This is a genomic window from Bradyrhizobium sp. SZCCHNRI1009 (assembly GCF_032487575.1).
Lineage (GTDB): Bacteria > Pseudomonadota > Alphaproteobacteria > Rhizobiales > Xanthobacteraceae > Bradyrhizobium.
This window is the reverse complement of sequence record NZ_JAUEUL010000043.1, coordinates 1-19,187: the sequence shown is the minus strand read 5'-3', so window position 1 is coordinate 19,187 and position 19,187 is coordinate 1. Positions and strand designations below refer to the sequence as shown.

The 19,187-nt window shown below is 66.2% G+C and carries 16 protein-coding genes; 9 read left to right on the top strand and 7 right to left on the bottom strand.

The genetic code is table 11. The annotated features are described in order from the left end of the window. Window positions 1-158: 158 nt before the first annotated feature. The 5 genes from QX010_RS32770 to secG form a co-directional block, all read right to left on the bottom strand. The gene (locus tag QX010_RS32770; protein WP_316183677.1) at window positions 159-1,370 is read right to left on the bottom strand and encodes an MFS transporter; all 1,212 of its coding nucleotides are present in this window, start codon (window positions 1,368-1,370) and stop codon (window positions 159-161) included. Then, window positions 1,370-2,233, bottom strand: coding sequence for a 3-deoxy-8-phosphooctulonate synthase (gene kdsA, locus QX010_RS32765; RefSeq protein WP_316183675.1), 864 nt, complete (start codon window positions 2,231-2,233; stop codon window positions 1,370-1,372). The genes QX010_RS32770 and kdsA overlap by 1 nt, the downstream gene beginning before the upstream one ends. Window positions 2,234-2,350: 117 nt before the next feature. Then, complete coding sequence (locus tag QX010_RS32760; RefSeq protein ID WP_316183674.1) at window positions 2,351-2,677, bottom strand: NIPSNAP family protein; 327 nt, start codon at window positions 2,675-2,677, stop codon at window positions 2,351-2,353. A gap of 386 nt (window positions 2,678-3,063) precedes the next feature. Continuing rightward, window positions 3,064-4,695: a CTP synthase gene (locus QX010_RS32755; protein ID WP_316183673.1), complete on the bottom strand. Its 1,632-nt coding sequence runs from the start codon at window positions 4,693-4,695 to the stop codon at window positions 3,064-3,066. A gap of 167 nt (window positions 4,696-4,862) precedes the next feature. Next, entirely contained in the window at window positions 4,863-5,246 is a 384-nt protein-coding gene (secG, locus tag QX010_RS32750; RefSeq protein ID WP_315799765.1) for a preprotein translocase subunit SecG, read from the bottom strand. A 210-nt stretch (window positions 5,247-5,456) separates the two neighbouring features. On the opposite strand from secG, the gene QX010_RS32745 reads away from it, so the two are divergent. Together QX010_RS32745 and QX010_RS32740 are read left to right on the top strand one after the other, a co-directional pair. After that, a complete protein-coding gene (locus QX010_RS32745) occupies window positions 5,457-6,023 on the top strand; it encodes an XRE family transcriptional regulator (protein WP_316183671.1) in 567 nt (188 codons plus the stop codon). A gap of 2 nt (window positions 6,024-6,025) precedes the next feature. Further along, window positions 6,026-6,550 (top strand): GNAT family N-acetyltransferase, encoded by a 525-nt coding sequence (locus QX010_RS32740; RefSeq protein ID WP_315799763.1) that lies wholly within the window; start codon window positions 6,026-6,028, stop codon window positions 6,548-6,550. A 37-nt stretch (window positions 6,551-6,587) separates the two neighbouring features. On the opposite strand, the gene tpiA is transcribed toward QX010_RS32740, so the two are convergent. Next, window positions 6,588-7,343 (bottom strand): triose-phosphate isomerase, encoded by a 756-nt coding sequence (gene tpiA, locus QX010_RS32735; RefSeq protein WP_316183669.1) that lies wholly within the window; start codon window positions 7,341-7,343, stop codon window positions 6,588-6,590. Between the two features lie 222 nt (window positions 7,344-7,565). Between tpiA and QX010_RS32730 the strand changes: the two genes are divergently transcribed. The 5 genes from QX010_RS32730 to QX010_RS32710 all read left to right on the top strand — a co-directional run bounded on the left by QX010_RS32730 (window position 7,566) and on the right by QX010_RS32710 (window position 14,705). Beyond that, entirely contained in the window at window positions 7,566-9,473 is a 1,908-nt protein-coding gene (locus QX010_RS32730; protein ID WP_316183667.1) for a peptidylprolyl isomerase, read from the top strand. Window positions 9,474-9,495: 22 nt separating this feature from the next. Further along, window positions 9,496-10,509, top strand: a complete 1,014-nt coding sequence (trpD, locus tag QX010_RS32725) for an anthranilate phosphoribosyltransferase (protein ID WP_315799760.1) — start codon at window positions 9,496-9,498, stop codon at window positions 10,507-10,509. A 16-nt stretch (window positions 10,510-10,525) separates the two neighbouring features. Next, complete coding sequence (gene trpC, locus QX010_RS32720) at window positions 10,526-11,344, top strand: indole-3-glycerol phosphate synthase TrpC (protein ID WP_316183665.1); 819 nt, start codon at window positions 10,526-10,528, stop codon at window positions 11,342-11,344. A gap of 2 nt (window positions 11,345-11,346) precedes the next feature. Next, window positions 11,347-11,841, top strand: a complete 495-nt coding sequence (moaC, locus tag QX010_RS32715) for a cyclic pyranopterin monophosphate synthase MoaC (RefSeq protein WP_316183664.1) — start codon at window positions 11,347-11,349, stop codon at window positions 11,839-11,841. A 152-nt stretch (window positions 11,842-11,993) separates the two neighbouring features. Continuing rightward, entirely contained in the window at window positions 11,994-14,705 is a 2,712-nt protein-coding gene (locus tag QX010_RS32710) for an EAL domain-containing protein (protein WP_316183663.1), read from the top strand. Between the two features lie 250 nt (window positions 14,706-14,955). Here the strand turns inward: QX010_RS32710 and QX010_RS32705 are convergent, their stop codons facing one another. After that, complete coding sequence (locus tag QX010_RS32705; RefSeq protein WP_316183661.1) at window positions 14,956-16,290, bottom strand: S41 family peptidase; 1,335 nt, start codon at window positions 16,288-16,290, stop codon at window positions 14,956-14,958. A gap of 419 nt (window positions 16,291-16,709) precedes the next feature. Here QX010_RS32705 and QX010_RS32700 point away from each other — a divergent pair, with 419 nt between their 5' ends. Together QX010_RS32700 and QX010_RS32695 are read left to right on the top strand one after the other, a co-directional pair. Beyond that, the gene (locus QX010_RS32700) at window positions 16,710-17,846 is read left to right on the top strand and encodes an alpha-hydroxy acid oxidase (RefSeq protein WP_316183660.1); all 1,137 of its coding nucleotides are present in this window, start codon (window positions 16,710-16,712) and stop codon (window positions 17,844-17,846) included. A gap of 45 nt (window positions 17,847-17,891) precedes the next feature. Next, on the top strand, window positions 17,892-18,521 hold the full coding sequence (locus tag QX010_RS32695; RefSeq protein ID WP_316183659.1) for an HAD family phosphatase: 630 nt from the start codon (window positions 17,892-17,894) through the stop codon (window positions 18,519-18,521). The last annotated feature ends 666 nt before the right edge of the window (window positions 18,522-19,187 follow it).

The following is a 19,187-nucleotide window of genomic DNA, read 5'->3' as shown; positions in this document are numbered from 1 at the left end:
AAACCCACAACAGTTGAGCCTCGCAATATGCGGAAGCTGAACCGGACAGCCGTGGGACAAGCCCGGGCATGACGGAGCAACAAATGAGCAGGCGTTCCTGCGGCTATGGCTCGGTGTCTTCAGATGCAATGAGCATGCACCTGTGCCCGACAGGGCGGTCAGCTCGTCGCCGCATCCGCCGGCGGCCGCTGCCGCAGCAGCGCGGCGCAGGCGAAGCCGAGCGCGACCATCAGGACAGCGGCGGCGAGCAGCGTCGGCTGCTTGCCGCCACGGACCACGCCAAAACCGTAGGCGATGGGGCCGACGGTCTGGCCGAGGAAGAAGAAGAACGAGTGCAGCGACATCGCGGTGGCGCGGGCGCCGATCGACAGCTCGCTGGCAAACACCTGCAGGCAGCCGTGGATCATGTAGAAGCCCCAGCCCATCATCAGCATGCAGGCGAACTGCAGCTTCCAGCCGGGGCCGAAGGCGAGCGCAGCGAGTTGCAGGCCGACCAGTCCCGCGCCCACGATCATCATGCCCTTGACGCCGAGCCGCGGCAGGAAGCTCGACACCGTGAAGGTGTAGAACAGGCCGCCGACCGCAAAACCCGCGATGACGATGCCGGCGATCGACAGCGAGGTTTCGCCGAGGTCGAACAGGAACGAGGCGATGAACGGAAACAGCCCGAATACGCAGCAGCCTTCGACGAACACCGCCGGAAAGCAGAAGCGCGCATTGGGGTTGGTGAAGATGGTGCGGTAGCCCTTCCTCAGCGCGGCGAGATCCGTGGTCGGCACGTGGGTGACCTTGGCGCCGCGGAAACCGGCCGCCACCGCGAGCGAGGCGATCAGTCCGAGCGCGCCGAGGATCGCGAGCACGCCGCGCCAGCCGATGAAGTCGCCGATGATGCCGGAGGCCGTGGCGCCGAGCAGGTTGCCGGCCATCGATCCCGCCAGCGTGCGGCCGATCGCAACCTGGCGCTTGTCGGGCGCGACGAGATCGCTGGTCAATCCGAGCGCGACCGGGAACACGCCGCCCGAGGCAACGCCAGCGAGAATGCGCGAGGCGAACAGCAGCGGAAACGAGGTCGCGAGCGCGCCAAGGATGCTGGCGACGCCGAGCAGCGCGAGGCACAGCGTCATCAGGCGCGCCTTGCCGAACAGATCGGCGGCGGCGCCGATCGCCGGCTGGATCAGCGCGTAGATCAGCGCATAGCCTGCGGCGATGCCGGCCGCGGTGGTGATGCTGATCGCGAAATCTTCGGCGACATGCGGCAGCACCGGATCGAGCGCGCGCGTCGACAGCGCCGCCGAGAAGCCCGCCAGGGCGATGATGTTCACCGCCGGTGGAAACTTCTGCTTCGCGGGCTTGGCAGCGGTCTGGTGCATCAGCGCGCGGCGCCCGAGGCCTGCCCCTTGGCGAGCCCATCGAACGCCATCAGCGTCCGCAGCAGCCCTTCGAATTGCGCGAGCGGCACCATGTTCGGCCCATCGGAGGGCGCATGATCCGGATCGGGATGGGTCTCGATGAACACGCCGGCGACGCCGACCGCGACCGCGGCGCGCGCCAGCACCGGCACGAATTCGCGCTGGCCGCCCGACGAGGTGCCCTGCCCGCCCGGCTGCTGCACCGAGTGCGTGGCATCGAAGATGACCGGCGCGCCGGTGGTCTTCGCCATGATCGGGAGCGCGCGCATGTCCGAGACCAGCGTGTTGTAGCCGAACGAGACGCCGCGCTCGGTAGCGAGCACATTGGGATTACCAGCACCAGTGATCTTGGCGACGACGTTGGCCATGTCCCACGGCGCGAGGAATTGGCCTTTCTTGACGTTGATCACCTTGCCGGTCGCGGCCGCCGCGAGCAGCAGGTCGGTCTGGCGGCACAGGAAGGCGGGGATCTGCAGGATGTCGACGGCCTGCGCCACCTCGGCGCACTGGCTCGCGTCATGGACATCGGTCAGCACGGGAAGGCCGAGCGAGGCGCGGATCTCCGCGAAGATCGGCAGCGACTGCTGGAGGCCAAGCCCGCGCGCGGCGGAGCCAGAGGTGCGGTTGGCCTTGTCGAACGAGGTCTTGTAGACGAGGCCGATGTTCAGGCGCGTCGCGATCTCCTTCAGCGCCGAGGCGACCTCGAGCGCGTGGGCGCGGCTCTCGAGCTGGCACGGCCCGGCGATGACCGCGAGCGGCAGATGATTGCCAAACTTGACGGAGCCGAGGCTGACGACCGGCGCGGCGGAGATCGGAGCGTTCACAACTTCATCCTCTTCGTGCGCGCGACCATGACCCGGCGCAGGCCGCCGGATCAACCCGGTGCGGCCCCGCGAATAGCAGGGTTGCGGGGATCGGTCATCCCCGCCCCTCCCCGGCCTCTACTTCAGCGCCGAGAACGCGGTCGGCACCAGGAACTGGCTGGTGATGTTGGCGACGATCTGGCCGTCCTCCTCGCTCTTGGCGCGCGCCGCGATCCAGTCCGGATTGGTCATGAACGCGGTCCATTTGGTCTCGCGCTCGGCGAGCGACTCCCAGGCGAGGAAATAGGTCAGGTCCTGGTTGGACTCGCCGATCAGGGTGGTGAAGAAGCCGACCGGGCGGATGCCGTGCTTTTCCCACAGCTTCAGCGTCGTGTTTTCGAAACGCTTGAGCAGCGCCGGCAGGCGGCCGGGAATGCAGCGATAGATGCGGCTCTCATAGATCATGTGATCCTCCCTGATCTGTTCTTGCTTCGCGTGAACAGGGAGCGTTGTCGCAACAATCACTGCTGCCGTCAAAGGCGGAGTGACCGCTGTGGCCGCAGGGTTGGAGATGGCTCAACGCGTCTCCTGCCGCTGCGCTTTGGCGACGGGCCGTTTGCTCGTGGAGAGAGATTTGCGCCACTTGGAACGTTGTTCGACCCTCACCCTGAGGAGACCGCCGCAGGCGGTCGTCTCGAAGGGCGAGGCCCGGACCTTGGCCTCATGGTTCGAGACGCGTCGCAAAGGCGACGTTCCTCACCATGAGGGTCCGGCTCCGAAATCGGCGCTGCACATTGGCCATGAGCAGCGTGCTCATGGAGAGGCGTGATCGCTCGCCCCTCGCGTCTGGCTCAGACCAGCCGGCTTTGCACCACCGCCGCCTGGATGAAGGACGCGAACAGCGGATGCGGCTCGAACGGGCGCGATTTCAGCTCGGGGTGGAACTGGACGCCGATGAACCACGGATGGTCCTCGTACTCCACGATCTCCGGCAGCACGCCGTCCGGCGACAGGCCGGAGAACTTCAGGCCATGCTGCTCGAGCCGGTCCTTGTAGGCGGTGTTGACCTCGTAGCGGTGGCGATGGCGCTCGGAGATCTCGGTCGCGCCGCCATAGACCTCGGAGACGCGGCTGCCGCGCTTGAGCGCCGCGGGATAGGCGCCGAGCCGCATCGTGCCGCCGAGATCGCCGCTCTTGGAGCGCTTCTCCAGCTCGTTGCCGCGCAGCCACTCGGTCATCAGACCGACCAGCGGCTCCTTCGTCGGACCGAACTCGGTCGAGTTGGCCTCGGCGATCCCGACGAGATTGCGCGCGGCCTCGATCACCGCCATCTGCATGCCGAAGCAGATGCCGAAATACGGCACGTCGCGCTCCCGCGCGAACTGCGCCGCCCGGATCTTGCCCTCGGCGCCGCGCTGGCCGAAGCCGCCGGGCACCAGGATGCCGTTGACGTGCTCGAGGAACGGCGCGGGGTCCTCGTTCTCGAACACCTCGCTCTCGATCCAGTCGAGCTTGACGCGGACCTTGTTGGCGATGCCGCCATGCGACAGCGCCTCGATCAGCGACTTGTAGGCATCCTTCATGCCCGTGTACTTGCCGACGATCGCGATCGTCACGTCGCCTTCCGGGTTGCGGACGCGCTCGTTGATCGTGTGCCAGCTCGACAGCGCCGGCGGCACCCGCGGCTCGATGCCGAACGCGGCCAGCACCTCGTCGTCGAGACCCGCGGCGTGATACGCCTCGGGCACGGCATAGATGTTGTCGACGTCGCGCGCCTCGATGACGGCGCTTTCGCGCACGTTGCAGAACAGGCCGAGCTTGCGCCGTTCCTCCTTCGGGATCGGGCGGTCGGTGCGGCACAGCAGGATGTCCGGCTGGATGCCGATCGAGCGCAGCTCCTTGACCGAATGCTGCGTCGGCTTGGTCTTCAACTCGCCGGCGCTCGGGATGTACGGGAGCAGCGTGAGATGGATGTAGATCGCGTGATGGCGCGGCAGCTCATTGCCGAGCTGGCGGATCGCTTCGAAGAACGGCAGACCCTCGATGTCGCCGACGGTGCCGCCGATCTCGACCAGCACGAAATCGTACTCGTCATTCCCGGACAGGACGAAATCCTTGATCGCATTCGTCACGTGCGGAACGACCTGGATGGTCGCGCCGAGATAGTCGCCGCGGCGCTCCTTGGTCAGGATGTCCTGATAGATCCGCCCGGTGGTGATGTTGTCGGCCTTGGTCGCGGGCCGCCCGGTGAAGCGTTCGTAATGGCCGAGATCGAGATCGGTCTCGGCGCCGTCGTCGGTCACGAACACTTCGCCGTGCTGATACGGCGACATCGTGCCTGGATCGAGGTTGAGATAGGGGTCGAGCTTGCGAAGCCGGACCTTGTAGCCGCGGGCCTGCAGCAGCGCGCCTAACGCGGCTGAAGCCAGACCCTTTCCGAGCGAGGAAACCACGCCGCCGGTGATGAAGATGTACCGCGCCATGGGACCCTACCTTTAATGCCGCTGATGCGATTCGCCAAAACGAATCGTGGTCGGCCCGCAACGTCGTCGCGGGCCTGTGGGTGACGTCAAAATATGAATGGCCTCAGGGACTTGAGACCGCTTTATGATGCAGGACGCCAACTGCGTTCCTGCATGGCTTGCCCGCTTTATTGCGACTGCGGGGCCTGCGGCGCGCTCGGTGCCGCGGGGGCCTGCTGCTCGTCGGCCTTCTTGAGCTGGTCGAGCACGCCGCCGCTGGTCGGCGCCACCGGGGTCGCCCCGCCCGATTGGGTCTGCCCAGGCACGGTGCCGAGGATCGAGGCCGGCTTGCGATCGTATCCTGCCAGCCAGGTCAGGGCCAGGCTGGTGAGGAAGAAGCCGACCGCCAGGATCGCCGTGGTGCGCGTCAGCAGGTTCGCCGTGCCGCGGCTCGACATGAAGCCGGCGCCGCCGCCCATGCCGAGGCCGCCGCCTTCGGACTTCTGCAACAGCACCGCGCCGATCAGGACGGCGACGATCATGAGGTGAATGACGATCAAGACAGTCTGCATGGTGACCTTCCGTCACAAGCCCTCGCAGGCCCCGGCCGGAGGCCGGGATCGCGAGAGCTTCGCGGGCTATTCGGAAATTTGCGCGGTGTTACACGATCGTGTCGAGCAACGCCACCCCGCAGATAATCGCAAGCACGCTTCACACAAGCGCCGATGTAGCCCTCGGGGTCGCCCCTTGCCGTCCGCCTCGATATCCATTATCAGAGACGAATGGATCAAATAGTGGACGATTTCAGCCAGCGGCTCGCGCGCCGCCTGCTGCTGGAACGCGACGCCCGCGGGTGGTCGCTGGCCGACCTCGCCGAACGCTCCGGCGTGTCGAAGGCAACCATCAGCAAGATCGAGCGTGCCGAGGTCAGCCCGACCGCGGTCATCCTGGTGAAGCTCGCAAGCGCGTTCGACCTCACGCTGGCCGGCCTGATGCTCCGCGCCGAAGCCCAGTCGGAGCGCCTGTCCAAGGCGGCCGAGCAGCCGGTCTGGCGCGATCCGGAGACGGGCTATGTCAGGCGCCAGGTCTTTCTCAGGCCGGATCATCCGATCGAGTTGGTAACGGTCGAGATGCCGGCGCACCGCAGCGTGACCTTGCCGGCCTCTTCATACATCCACATCCGCCAGCTTCTCTGGGTGCAAAGCGGACAATTGACCATCACGGAAGGCGCGGACCGCCACGTCCTCGGCCCCGGCGACTGCCTCGGCTTCGGCCCACCGATCGACACCACCTTTGCCAACGAATCGGACGCACCCTGCGTCTACGTCGTGGCGCTTGCCCGGAGTTGAGCATGTTACCGCGAATCGCAGCCTTGTCCGACACGCCGGCCATTCGCGCGGCGCTGAGCGCGATGCTGATCGAAACAGTGGCCCATGGCGGGTCCGTCAGCTTCATGCACCCGCTCAGCTCCGGCGATGCCGATGCTTTCTGGCAGGACTCGCTCGCGGCCGCGGAGCGCGGCGAACGAATCGTGCTGGGGGCCTTTGACGGGCAGGACCTGATCGGGACGGTGACGCTGCAGCTGAAGCTGCCGCCGAACCAGCCACATCGCGCCGAGATCGCCAAGATGATGACCCGCGTGAGCCATCGTAAGCGCGGCGTCGCACGTGCTCTGCTGGATGCGGCAGAAACCCTCGCGCGCGGGCACGGCCGCACGATGCTCGTGCTCGACACCGCCGAAGATGGCGGCGCCTCATCACTCTATGAAGGCGTCGGCTTCCAGCTGAGCGGCATCATTCCAGACTATGCCGTGAAGCCGCATGGCGGCCTCACCGGCACGATGATCTATTGGAAGCGGATTGGAGAAGCGGCATGAGGCGCAGGGTATCAGAGCGCCCGGCTCACCTCGGCTCTCAACAGCCCTTCGCAATTGCGAGAAAATCAGCCGCTTTCAGGCTAGCGCCGCCGACAAGCGCCCCGTTGACGTTGGCGACCGCCATCAGCTCGGCGGCATTGGAGGGCTTGACCGAGCCACCATAGAGGATACGCATGCGCGCCCCCTGCTCCTTGAAGCGGTCGATCAGCAATTGCCGAATAAAGGCATGAATCTGCTCGACATCCTTGGCGGTCGGCGTGAGGCCGGTGCCGATCGCCCAAACCGGCTCATAGGCCACGACCAGGTTGTCGGCCCGTGAGTCCTGCGGCAGGCTGAGGTTGAGCTGGCCGCGCAGGATGTCGAGCGTCTGTCCGGCATCGCGCTGCTGCTGGGTTTCGCCCACGCAAACGATCGCGACCAGCCCGGCGCGCCACACCGCCTCGGTCTTCTGGTGCACCACAACATCGCTTTCGCCATGATCGGCACGGCGCTCGGAATGGCCGACGATGATGGCGCTGGCGCCAGCATCGGCCAGCATCTCCGCCGAAATGTCCCCGGTATGGGCTCCTGAGGCCTTAGGGTGGCAGTCCTGCGCGCCGATCGCGATCGCGTGGGTGCCGCGCGCCCGCTCGGCGAAGCCTGCCACCAGGGTGGCGGGAGGACAGACCAGCAGGTCGGCCTTGCCGGTGACCTCGGCGGCTCCGGCCAGCATGGCGTCGAACTCGGCGGTCGAGGTCTTCAGGCCGTTCATTTTCCAGTTGCCGGCGATCAGCGGCCGGATGCGGTCGGTCATGGCGGGATTCCAGCAAATGTTGTGACGGACATCGGCTAGCAGAGCCCTTCGAGGAGCACCAGAGCGGGAGCCGTCTTCTCACCGCTTCAATCGGCCTCAGGGCCGAGGTTGCGACCGGGCGGCTGCCTCTTTATAAGCCGTTTCAACTCGGCGACGGCCTTTCGCGGAATCTGCTTTAAGGCGCGGCCTCTTCATCCTTTTTCCTGCAGACAGACTGGACCCATGCTTCGAGGATTACGCAAGGCCTCATCAAACTGGCTCGGCAAGACCATCATGGCGGTGGTCATGGGCGTTTTGATCGTCAGTTTCGGCATCTGGGGCATCGCCGACATCTTCCGCGGCTTCGGGCAGTCGACGGCTGCAACCGTGGGACGCACGGAGATCTCGATCAACGAGTTCCGGCAGATCTATACCGACCGGCTGCAGCAGATCGGCCGCCAGCTCGGCCGTCCGCTGACCACCGAGCAGGCCCACATGTTCGGGCTCGACCGCTCCGTGCTGCAGCAGACGATTGCGGAAGCCGCCCTCGACGAGCAGGCTCGCCGTCTCGGTCTCGCCCAGTCCGATGCGGAGACCATGCGGGTGATCCTCAGCGATCCCAACTTCAAGGGCCCGAACGGGGCATTCGACCCGCAGCGTTTCCAGGCCATCATCCGCAATTTCGGCTTCACCGAGCAGCGCTATCTGGCTGACCAGCGACGACAGTCGCTGCGGCGGCAGATCACCGGCACGATCGCGGCCGGGCTGGAGCCGTCCAACACGATGCTCGAGGCGCTGAGCCGCTTCCAGAACGAGCAGCGCTCGATCGATTACATCAAGCTCGACGCGGCGCAGGCCGGCACCATCGATGCGCCCTCGCCCGAGGTTCTCGCGTCCTATTTCGATGAGCACAAAGCCCAGTTCAAGGCGCCGGAATATCGCAAGATCTCGTTCGTCGTGGTGACACCCGAAGAGATCGGCAAGTCGACCGACGTTTCTGACGAGGACGCCAGGAAGCTGTTCGACCAGCGCAAGGCGCTGATGGGCACGCCGGAGAAGCGCCAGGTCCAGCAGATGACCTTCCCCACCATGGAGGAGGCACAGGCGGCGCGCGCCCGGATCGCCGCGGGTGAAGTCACGTTCGACGAGCTCGCCAAGGAGCGCAACCTCAACCCGGCCGATCTCGATCTCGGTCTGGTGACGAAATCGGCGATTCTCGACCCTGTCGTTGCCGATACCGCCTTCTCGCTGCCGACCGGCGAGGTCAGCCAGCCGGTCAAGGGCGCGTTCAACGTGGCGCTGGTCAAGGTCAGCGCGATTCAGCCGGGCCAGCAGCCCGAATATGAGAGCGTCGCTGCCGAGATCAAGAAAGAGATCGCAGCCGACCGCGCCAAGTCGCAAGTCGCCAATCTTCGCGACAAGATGGAAGATGAGCGCGGCGGCGGCGCCAGCGTGGCCGAGGCCGCCAAGAAGCTCGGTCTCAATGCCGTTACGCTCGAAGCGGTCGACAGGTCCGGCAAGCAACCCAACGGCCAGCCCGTTTCGAACATCCCGCTTGGCCTTGATGTCGTTGCGCAGGCCTTCACCAGCGACGTCGGTGTCGACAACGAGCCGATCTCGTTCCGCGGCGGCTATGTCTGGTTCGAGGTTCTCGGCATCACCCCGCCGCGCGATCGCGCCCTCGACGAGGTCAAGGATCAGGTCGCCGCGCGCTGGCGCGACGACGAGGTCGCAGCGAAGCTGCGCGCCAAAGCCACCGAGCTGGTCAAGAAGCTCAACGAGGGGGGCAAGCTCGCCGATGAGGCGACATCGCTGGGCGTGAAGGTCGAGACGGCCAGCGCGTTCAAGCGCGACGCCTCGGTGCCCGGCGTCCCCACCGGAGCGATCACCGCCGCGTTCCGCACCGCCAAGGACGGCGTCGGCCAGACCGAGGCTGATGGCGGCCGGCAGTGGATCGTGTTCCGAGTCACCGACATCATCGATCCGAAGGTCGACCTTGCGTCCGAGGACACCAAGAAGCTGAAGGACCAGTTGCAGCGCGCGCTCGCCGACGAGCAAGGCACGGCCTATGTCGTGAAGCTCGAGAAGGACATCGGGACGACGATCAACGAGGCCGCCGTGGCCCAGGTGGTCGGCGGCAACAATCAGTGACGGTTTGCTAGGGGCACGCGTGATGGACGATCTCAAGTCGATCATTGGCAAGGTCGCGACCGGCGCGCCGCTGTCCCGCGAGGAGGCGGCGTCCGCCTTCGACAGCATGATGTCGGGCGAGGCGACGCCGTCGCAGATGGGCGCGCTGCTGATGGCGCTGCGCGTGCGCGGCGAGACGGTCGAGGAGATCACCGGCGCCGTCAGCGTGATGCGGGCGAAGATGCTGCGCGTCGATGCGCCGGCGAGCGCGGTCGACATCGTCGGCACTGGCGGTGACGGCTCCGGCTCGGTCAACGTCTCGACCTGCGCCTCCTTCATCGTGGCCGGCGCCGGCGTGCCGGTCGCCAAGCACGGCAACCGCGCACTGTCGTCGCGGTCCGGCGCCGCCGACGTGCTCGCCGCGCTCGGCGTCAAGATCGACCTGAAGCCGGACCAGGTCGGACGATGCGTGCACGAGGCCGGCATCGGCTTCATGTTCGCGCCCGCGCATCATCCGGCGATGAAGAACGTCGGACCGACCCGGGTCGAGCTCGCCACCCGCACGATCTTCAATCTGCTCGGTCCCCTGTCCAATCCGGCCGGCGTCAGGCGCCAGATGGTCGGCGTGTTCTCGCGGCAATGGGTCGAGCCATTGGCCCACGTGTTGAAGAATCTCGGCTCGGAGGCCGCCTGGGTCGTGCACGGCTCCGACGGGCTCGACGAGATCACCTTGACTGGCCCGACCTTCGTCGCCGCGCTGGAGAACGGCCATATCCGCACCTTCGAGGTCTCGCCCGAGGAGGCCGGGCTTGGCCTGTGCGGCAGCGACGGTCTGAAGGGCGGCGACGCTGCGGCCAATGCGGTGGCGCTGCAGAGCGTGCTGGACGGCCTGCCGAGCCCCTATCGCGACGTCGCTCTGCTGAACGCTGCGGCGGCGCTGGTCGTCTCCGGCCGTGCCAAGACGCTGAAGGACGGGGTCGCAATCGGCCGCGATTCGCTCGACAGCGGCGCCGCGGCGGCGCGGCTGAAGCAGCTGATCGAGGTCTCCAACAGCTGATCCACCGGAGCGTGCCATGTCGGACATCCTGACCAAGATCGAAGCGTATAAGCGCGAGGAGATCGCGGCAGCCAAGCGGGTATGCGCGCTGCCCGAACTCGAGGCCCGCGCGCGCGTCGCTTCGCCGCCGCGTGGCTTCGTGGCGGCGATCCGAGCCAAGCACGTAAACGGCGACTACGCGCTGATCGCCGAGGTGAAGAAGGCCTCGCCGTCCAAGGGACTGATCCGCGCCGATTTCGATCCGCCGGTGCTCGCAAAGGCCTACGAGGCCGGCGGCGCGGCCTGCCTGTCGGTGCTGACCGACACGCCATCGTTCCAGGGCCATCTCGACTTCATGGTCGCCGCGCGGGCCGCGACCGCCCTGCCCGTGCTGCGCAAGGACTTCATGTTCGACACCTACCAGGTGATCGAAGCGCGTGCTCACGGCGCCGACTGCATCCTCATCATCATGGCCGCGCTGGACGATGCCGCCGCTGCGGACATCGAGGCTGCCGCGCTCGCCCACGGCATGGATGTGCTGATCGAAATCCATGATCGCGCCGAGCTCGATCGCGCGCTGAAGCTGCGCTCGCCGATGATCGGCATCAACAACCGCAACCTGCGCACCTTCGAGACCACGCTGGCGACCTCCGAGGCGCTGGCGCCGCTGGTGCCGAAGGAGCGCCTGCTGGTCGGCGAGAGCGGCATCTTCACGCCCGCAGACCTCGCGCGCCTGGCGCGCGTCGGCATCCAGACCTTCCTGGTCGGCGAGAGCCTGATGCGGCAGGCGGACGTCACGGCGGCGACGCGCGCGCTGCTCGCGCGCAATGCCGCCTCCGCCAGCGCGGCTGAGTGACCATGTCCGACAAGTCGCCCGACGCTCCCGCCCTCACCCACATCGACGCCCGCGGCGAAGCCCGCATGGTCGACGTGTCGGACAAGGCCGCGACCGAGCGAACCGCGACCGCCGAGGGCCGCGTCGTCATGAGCCCGGCGACGCTCGAGCTCATTTTGTCCGGCAACGCCAAGAAGGGCGACGTGCTCGGCACTGCCCGCATCGCGGGCATCATGGCCGCCAAGCGGACCTCCGAGCTGATTCCCCTGTGCCACCCGCTGACGCTGTCCAAGGTCACCGTCGACATCACGCCCGATGCCGCGCTACCCGGCTGCGTCGTCAGCGCCACCGTCAAGGTGACCGGGCCGACCGGCGTGGAAATGGAAGCCCTGACGGCCGTGTCCGTCGCCTGCCTGACCATTTACGACATGATCAAGGCGGCCGAGCGCGGCGTACGCATCGAAGGTATCCACTTGACCGAGAAGATCGGCGGCAAGTCCGGGCACTATCGCGCCTGAAGAGATTACCAAGTCAAATACAACTTCGAATTAATTGTTCGCTAACTCAACTTCCTAACCTCACTTCCATAGCGGGCCTATAGCAATGGTTGTGGGAGGGACGTCGTAGCGGTCCATCCCGAAGCGCCTATCGCAAGCGTATTCAGGGGCCGATGACGACCAACGCCAGTCCACGGAATGCCCTCAGAGCTTCGACCGACCGCGGTGGACCGATCCGCTGGCTGGTCGGCGGAGGCCTCGTGCTGATTGCAGCCATCGCGATCGGCACGACCATCATGGCCGACAGTTTCCGGGAACGCGCGCTGAACAGCGCGACGCGCGAGCTGGAGAACACCGTCCTTCTGCTGGCGCGTCATTTCGATCAGCAGATGGAGGATCTCGGCGCGATCCAGCGCGATCTCGCCAACTACGTCCGACAGAACCACATCGACACCGGCGCCCGCTTCAAGGAGCAGATGGGAAGTGCCGCCGTCAATGCCATGCTGAAGGACAAGCTGAGCGCGGTGACCTATGTCGGCGGTTTGAACATCTTCGACTCCGAGGGCAACCTGATCAACTCCGGAGCGGCTTGGCCGGTACCGCCCGTCAACATTGCCGATCGCACATTTTTCAAGCGGCTGAAATCCGATCAGACTGCGCCGCAACTGCTGATCGAACCGGTCGTGGGCCGGATCACCGGCACCTATGTCGCGGTCATCGCCCTGAAACTGACCAGTCCCAGCGGCGAGTTCCTGGGCATCATCAGCCGCAGTCTCGAACCCATCAATGTCGAGCGGTTCTTCGCCTCCGTCGCGCTCGGGCCCGACGCGGCGATCTCGATGATGCATCGCGACGGAACCCTTCTGGCCCGCCATCCACGCCATGAGGGCATGCAGAACCAGAACTACAAGAACGCGCCGATCTTCCGCCAGATCCTGGCCGGCGATGGCAACACCACGGGCATTTTCAGCAGCCCCGTCGACGGCGAGCACCGCATCGGCGCATCGCACCGGCTGACGAGCTATCCCTTGATCGTGACCGCGACGACAACGGTCTCGGCGGCGCTCGCCGACTGGCGCGAGCAGATGCGCTTCCTGATCGCCGTCGGCGTGACATCGGTGCTGCTGATCGCCGGCATGCTCTACGTCGTGGTGCGCCGGCTGATCAGCGACCACGACGTTTCGAGCCGCCGCTTGACGCTGGAGAAGGAACGGCTCGACAAGGCCGTCAACAACATGACCCAGGGCCTCCTGTTGTTCGACGCATCGGAGCGCCTGGTCATCAGCAACCAGCGCTACGTCGACATGTACGGCCTGTCGGCCGACGTCGTGAAACCAGGCTGCACGTTCCGCGAGCTGATCGCGCACCGCAAGGCGACCGGCTCGCTCGCGGGCGACGACGGCGAATATGCCGATGCGGTGCTGCGCGACATCGGCCGCAAGACCTCGCAGATCATCGAGACCACGGACGGTCGCTGGATCCAGATCGTCAACGAGCCGATCGCGGGCGGCGGCTGGCTCGCCACCCACGAGGACATTACCGAGCGCAAACGGTCCGAGGAGCAGATCACGCATCTGGCGCACTACGACGCCCTGACGGATCTGCCGAACCGCACCCTGTTCCACGAGCGCCTCAAGGAGGAGCTGACCGGCGTCCCCCAAGGCCGGCGCCTCGCGCTGCATTACATCGACATCGACGAGTTCAAGGGCGTCAACGATTCGCTCGGCCATCTCGTCGGCGACGAGCTGTTGAAGTCCGTCGCGGCGAGCCTGAGCGCCTGTGTCGGCACCACCGGATTCGTCGCCCGCCTCGGCGGCGACGAGTTCGCCGTGGTTCAGACGGCGATCCGCAACCGCGAGGACGTCGAGCAGCTGATCGAGGACATTCTCGGCGCGATCCGCGCGCCGCGCGACTGCCTCGGCCATCAGCTCACCGCCGACGCCTCGATCGGCGTGGCGCTGATCCCAGAGCACGGCACCGATCTCGACCAGATCATGAAGAACGCCGATCTGGCAATGTACGCCGCCAAGGGCGCGGGACGGCGCACCTGGCGCTTCTTCGAGCCCGAGATGGACGCCCAGGTCAAGGCGCGCCACCAGCTCGAGGTCGACCTGCGCCAGGCCATCGCCGACGATCGGCTCGAGGTCTACTACCAGCCTTGCCTGAGCCTGCAGGACGACCGCATCGTCGGCTGCGAGGCACTGGTGCGCTGGAAGCATCCGGTGCGCGGCAGCGTCTCGCCGGCCGAGTTCATTCCGATCGCCGAGGACACCGGCCTCATCAACCTGCTCGGCGAACGCGTCCTCCAGGTCGCCTGCACCGAGGCGGTGAGCTGGCCGGACGACATCCGGCTCGCCGTCAACGTCTCGCCGGTGCAGTTCAAGAGCGGTACCCTGGCGCTCAAGGTCGCCAATGCCCTTGCGACCTCCGGCCTGCCGCCGCATCGGCTGGAGCTCGAGATCACCGAAGCAGTGCTGATCCGCGACGACGACGCGCTCGACACCCTGCACCAGCTGCGCGCGCTCGGCGTCCGCATCGCGCTCGACGATTTCGGCACCGGCTATTCGAGCCTCAGCTATCTGCAGCGCATTCCGTTCGACAAGATCAAAATCGACCGCTGCTTCGTCCAGGACATCACCGAGAGCGAGGGCTCCGCGGCGATCGTGCAGGCCGTGGTCAACATTGCCGCCATCCGCAAGATGTCGACGACCGCCGAGGGCGTCGAGACCGAGGCGCAGCGCCAGGTGCTGAAACGGCTCGGCTGCTCGGAGATGCAGGGCTATCTCTTCAGCCCTCCGAAGCCGGCGGCCGACGTGCGGCAATTGTTCGCCGCGCAGCGCACCAATCGCTCATCCGGCCGCCGTTCGCGCTCGGACGCCGCCTGAGCCGGTTCCGAACCGATAAATACCGTTGCAATTTGAGGCGTTTCCGCAAGCCAGATTCAAACCCTGCCGACCGGTCGTCCCGTTCGCTGCTTGAAGTCCACAGCTCCGCCATGATCTATCGGACACAGACGGACATACTCCGTGTCCGCCAGTACACGCTGGTCGAAAACCACGGCGGGACGGCCTCAGGGCCGCCCCGTCGGGTGTGAGCATCGAGCGTCGCAAGCCGCGCACCCGCCCACTTCGCAGATCAGTTCGGCACCGCCGCCTTGGCGCGGACATCGGCGTTCACCGTGACGCCCCGCAGCACGTTGAATGCGGCGTGCAGCGCCTTGTCGTCCTTCTCGTCCGGCGGAACGTAGGACTGCGAGCCGGTCTGCTCGGTGCCGTCGACAGCGGAGAGATGGCCGCGCATGCCGGCCTCGCCCTTGAGATCGCCGCGATCCTTGAATTCGTCCGGCACGTCCTGCTTGACCTCGATGTCCGGTGCGATGCCCTGCGCCTGGATCGAGCGGCCCGACGGCGTGTAGTAGCGCGCCGTGGTCAGCGCCAGCGCGCCATTGCCGGCGCCGAGCGGAATGATGGTCTGCACCGAGCCCTTGCCGAACGAGCGCGTGCCGACCAGCGTCGCACGCTTGTGATCGTGCAGCGCGCCGGCCACGATCTCCGAGGCCGAGGCCGAGCCGCCATTGATCAACACCACGAGCGGCTTGCCCTTGGTGAGATCGCCGCCGCGGGCGGTGAAGCGCTGCGTCTCTTCCGGATTGCGGCCACGGGTGGAGACCACCTCGCCCCGCGGCAGGAACGTGCTGGAGACCGACACCGCCTGGTCGAGCAGGCCGCCCGGATTGTTGCGCAGGTCGACCACGTAGCCGGCGAGCTTCTCCTGCGGGATCTCCTTGGAGATGGTGGCGACGGCCTTGCGCAGGCTCTCGGTGGTCTGCTCGTTGAACGATGTGATGCGGATATAGCCGATGTCGCCGCCTTCGGTGTGATAGCGGACCGGGCGCACCTTGATGATCTCGCGCGTCAGCGTGACATCGAGCGGCGAGTCCTTGCCCTTGCGCATGATGGTGAGCTTGGTCTTGGTGTTGACGCCGCCCTTCATCTTGGCGACGGCCTGCTCGAGCGTCAGTCCCTGCACGGCTTCGCCGTCGATCTTGGCGATCAGATCGCCGGAGAGAATGCCGGCCTTGGACGCGGGCGTGTCATCGATCGGCGCGACGACCTTGACCAGGCCCTCTTCCATGGTGACCTCGAGACCGAGTCCGCCGAACTCGCCGGACGTCGTCTCCTGCATGTCGCGCCAGGATTTGTCGTTCATGTAGCGCGAATGCGGATCGAGCGACGACACCATGCCGTTGATGGCGCCTTCAATCAGCGCGGAATCGCTAGGCTTCTCGACATAGTCGGCGCGGACACGCTCGAACACCGCACCGAACAAATTGAGCTGCGAATAGGTGTCGGCCATGCCGGCCGCAGCCTTGGCCTTCGCCACGAGTTGCGCGCCGTCGGGACCCGTCACCATCAGGGTCAGACCGACGCCGGTCATCGTGCCCGCCAAGAACAGCCAGTTTTTCCGCATTGTTTGCTTCCCGAGCGTTTGTTGATGGCCGGCCGATCCAAAGGGTCCGCACGCATCGCCGGCGCGATTGTGTTGCGAACTCACACCACATTTCCGGTTTCTTCAAGGCCGATATTGCGCCGCCGTACCGGAGCCCGGCCGCCGGCGCCCGTATCCGAAATGGACGTTCGGAGGCCGAAATCAAGATCAGGGTTGCGCCTGCCCTCCTGGGCCGGACTGCACATATCCGGTCTTTCACGGGCACCCCTCATCACATTTCGACGAGCCGTGGGCGACCACGCGATTTGACCGCCGGCGGCTGCGGCGACCGTCTTTGCGCGCCCGGCGGACCCCAGTTCGGAATGGCTTGCACCCGGGCCGCTCGATGGGCAATGCTCCGCGGCAAAACCGGGAAACGTGACATTCGCTGGGAGGCAACCATGAACCAACAGACCCCGATCGAGGCCGGGTGGCGGAACGTCGAGCTCGGCTCGAGCGACGAGAAGTTCCAGAACCTGCACGAATTCATCCGCAAGGCGCGGGCCCAGCTCAACCAGAATGCCTGGGACTACATCATCGGCGGGGCCGAAACCGAGACCACGCTGCGCCGGAACCGGATGGCGCTCGACGAGATCGCGTTCCGTCCGCGCGTGTTGCGCGACGTCTCCAGGGTCGATGCCTCCGTCGAAACCTTGGGCCGCAGGCTGCGCCTGCCGGTGGTTCTGGCCCCGGTCGGCGCGCTCGAAATTTTCGATCCGGCAGGGGCCGCCAGCGTCGCCCGTGGTGCCGGACGATTCGGGGCCGCGCATATGCTGAGCTCGGTGTCCGAGCCCGGGCTGGAGAAGACCGCCGAGGCCGCTCCCGACGCGCTGCGCATCTTCCAGCTCTATGTCCGCGGTGACGACGCCTTCGTCGAAGACTATGTGAGCCGCGCCGTCGCCAACACCTACACGGCATTCTGCCTCACCGTCGACACCGCCCATTACAGCCGGCGCGAGCGCGACATCGCCAAGCGCTACGTGCGCGAAAGCCGGCTGCGCGCGACCGGCGGCGATCATCAGAAGGCGCTGAGCTGGCACACCGTCAAGCTGATCAAGGACAAGTTCAAGCTGCCGCTGATCATCAAGGGCATCGCGACCGCCGAGGACGCGCAGATCGCGGTCGATCACGGCGTCGACTGGATCTACGTCTCCAACCATGGCGGCCGCCAGCTCGATCATGGCCGCGGCGCGATGCACGTGCTGCCGGAGATCGTCGCGGCGGTGAAGGGCCGGGCCAGGATCATGGTCGACGGCGGCTTCTGCCGCGGCACCGACATCGTCAAGGCGATCGCCTCCGGCGCCGATCTCGTCGGCATTGGCCGGCTGCAATGCTGGGCGCTGGCGGCCGCCGGCGAGGACGGCATCCTGCGCATGCTCGAGCTGCTGGAGGACGAGGTCATCCGCGCGCTCGGCCTGCTCGGCGTCACCTCGTTCGCGGAGCTGAACGCATCCTATCTGCATCCGGCGACCGCCACCAACCTGCCGAGCGTGGTCAGCGCGTTTCCGCTGGTCGACATCGAGCCCTATCGCTATTAAGGAGGCGCTCCGTCGCTTCCACACCAGGCACCGCCGCCGCTGTCCATGCCCTCCTCCGCTCTCCACCCCGGCGCGGCCGATGCGCTGCTGTTCGATCTCGGCCGCGTCGTCATCGACATCGATTTCGTCCAGGTGGTGTCGCGCTGGGCGGCGCATGCCGGCTGTCCGCCCGAGCAGATCGCGGCGCGCTTCGTGCGCGACGAGATCTATCACGGCCATGAGCGTGGCACCGTTTCCGACGCCGCGTTCTTCGCCAACCTGCGCCAGCAGCTCGGCATCGACATCACCGACGCGCAGTTTCTTGATGGCTGGAACGCGATCTTCGTCGGCGCGATGCCGGGCATCGCCGCGCTGCTCGCACGCGCGGCGGAAAAGCTGCCGCTCTACGCCTTCTCCAACACCAACCAGCCGCACATCGATCACTTCTCGCCTGTTTACGCCGATCTGCTCGGTCACTTTCGCGAGATATTCCTGTCGTCGTCGATCGGCCTGCGCAAGCCGGATGCCGAGGCGTATGATCACGTGGTGCGAGCGATCGGCGTGCCCGCCAAGCGGATCGTGTTCTTCGACGATCTCGCCGAAAACGTCGAGGGCGCGCAGGCCAGCGGGCTGAATGCGGTGCTGGTGCGCTCGACAGCCGATGTCGCCGCGGCGCTGGAGGCGCTGGGGATCTAGGCGTTTGTCGGAAGGACGCGTCATGGCCGGCGGCGGCGTATCAACGAGGCTCGGGCCCGCAACTCCGCCACAACCTCCGCTGTCGCCCCTGCGAACGCAGGGGCCCATAGCCACCGGCAGCCATGATCTGGCAAGACTCGTTCGATATCGTGCGCAAAACATCTCCCTGTGGCTATGGATCCCGGGTCGGCGCCCCGCCGCCGCTGGCGCGGCGTCGTGACTTGCCCGGGACGACAGCGGAGGGCGGCGCTGGATCGAAGCTCATACAGGCTTGAGGCGGTGAGAGAGGCACGAGGAATTCGCAAAGACGAAAACTCCGCTTCTCGATCACCGCGCAAAAACGGAGTCCCCCCGCGGAAAAATTCTGAGTTGCTGCGCTCGCAATCACGACGTCCATTCATGCGAAATTGTTCTCGCGGCACGGTGAGCCCGAGTGATGCTGCTGTCGTTCACCCTCGAAGTCGGAGGGCGCAGGGAATGCCGGGCTGCAGGCCGCAACCCATGGCCCGCCTGCAGAAAAAAAGCAGGCGGCAGTCACCACAGGTCCAGCCGACATCCGGCATTCCCTGCGCGATGGTCTTCACGCTTACTTCGCGCTCTTGTGTGTTCGAAACCTGCCAGAATGTGCGAACGGGCGGTTCTGACCAACCGCCCGTCGCTGGATCT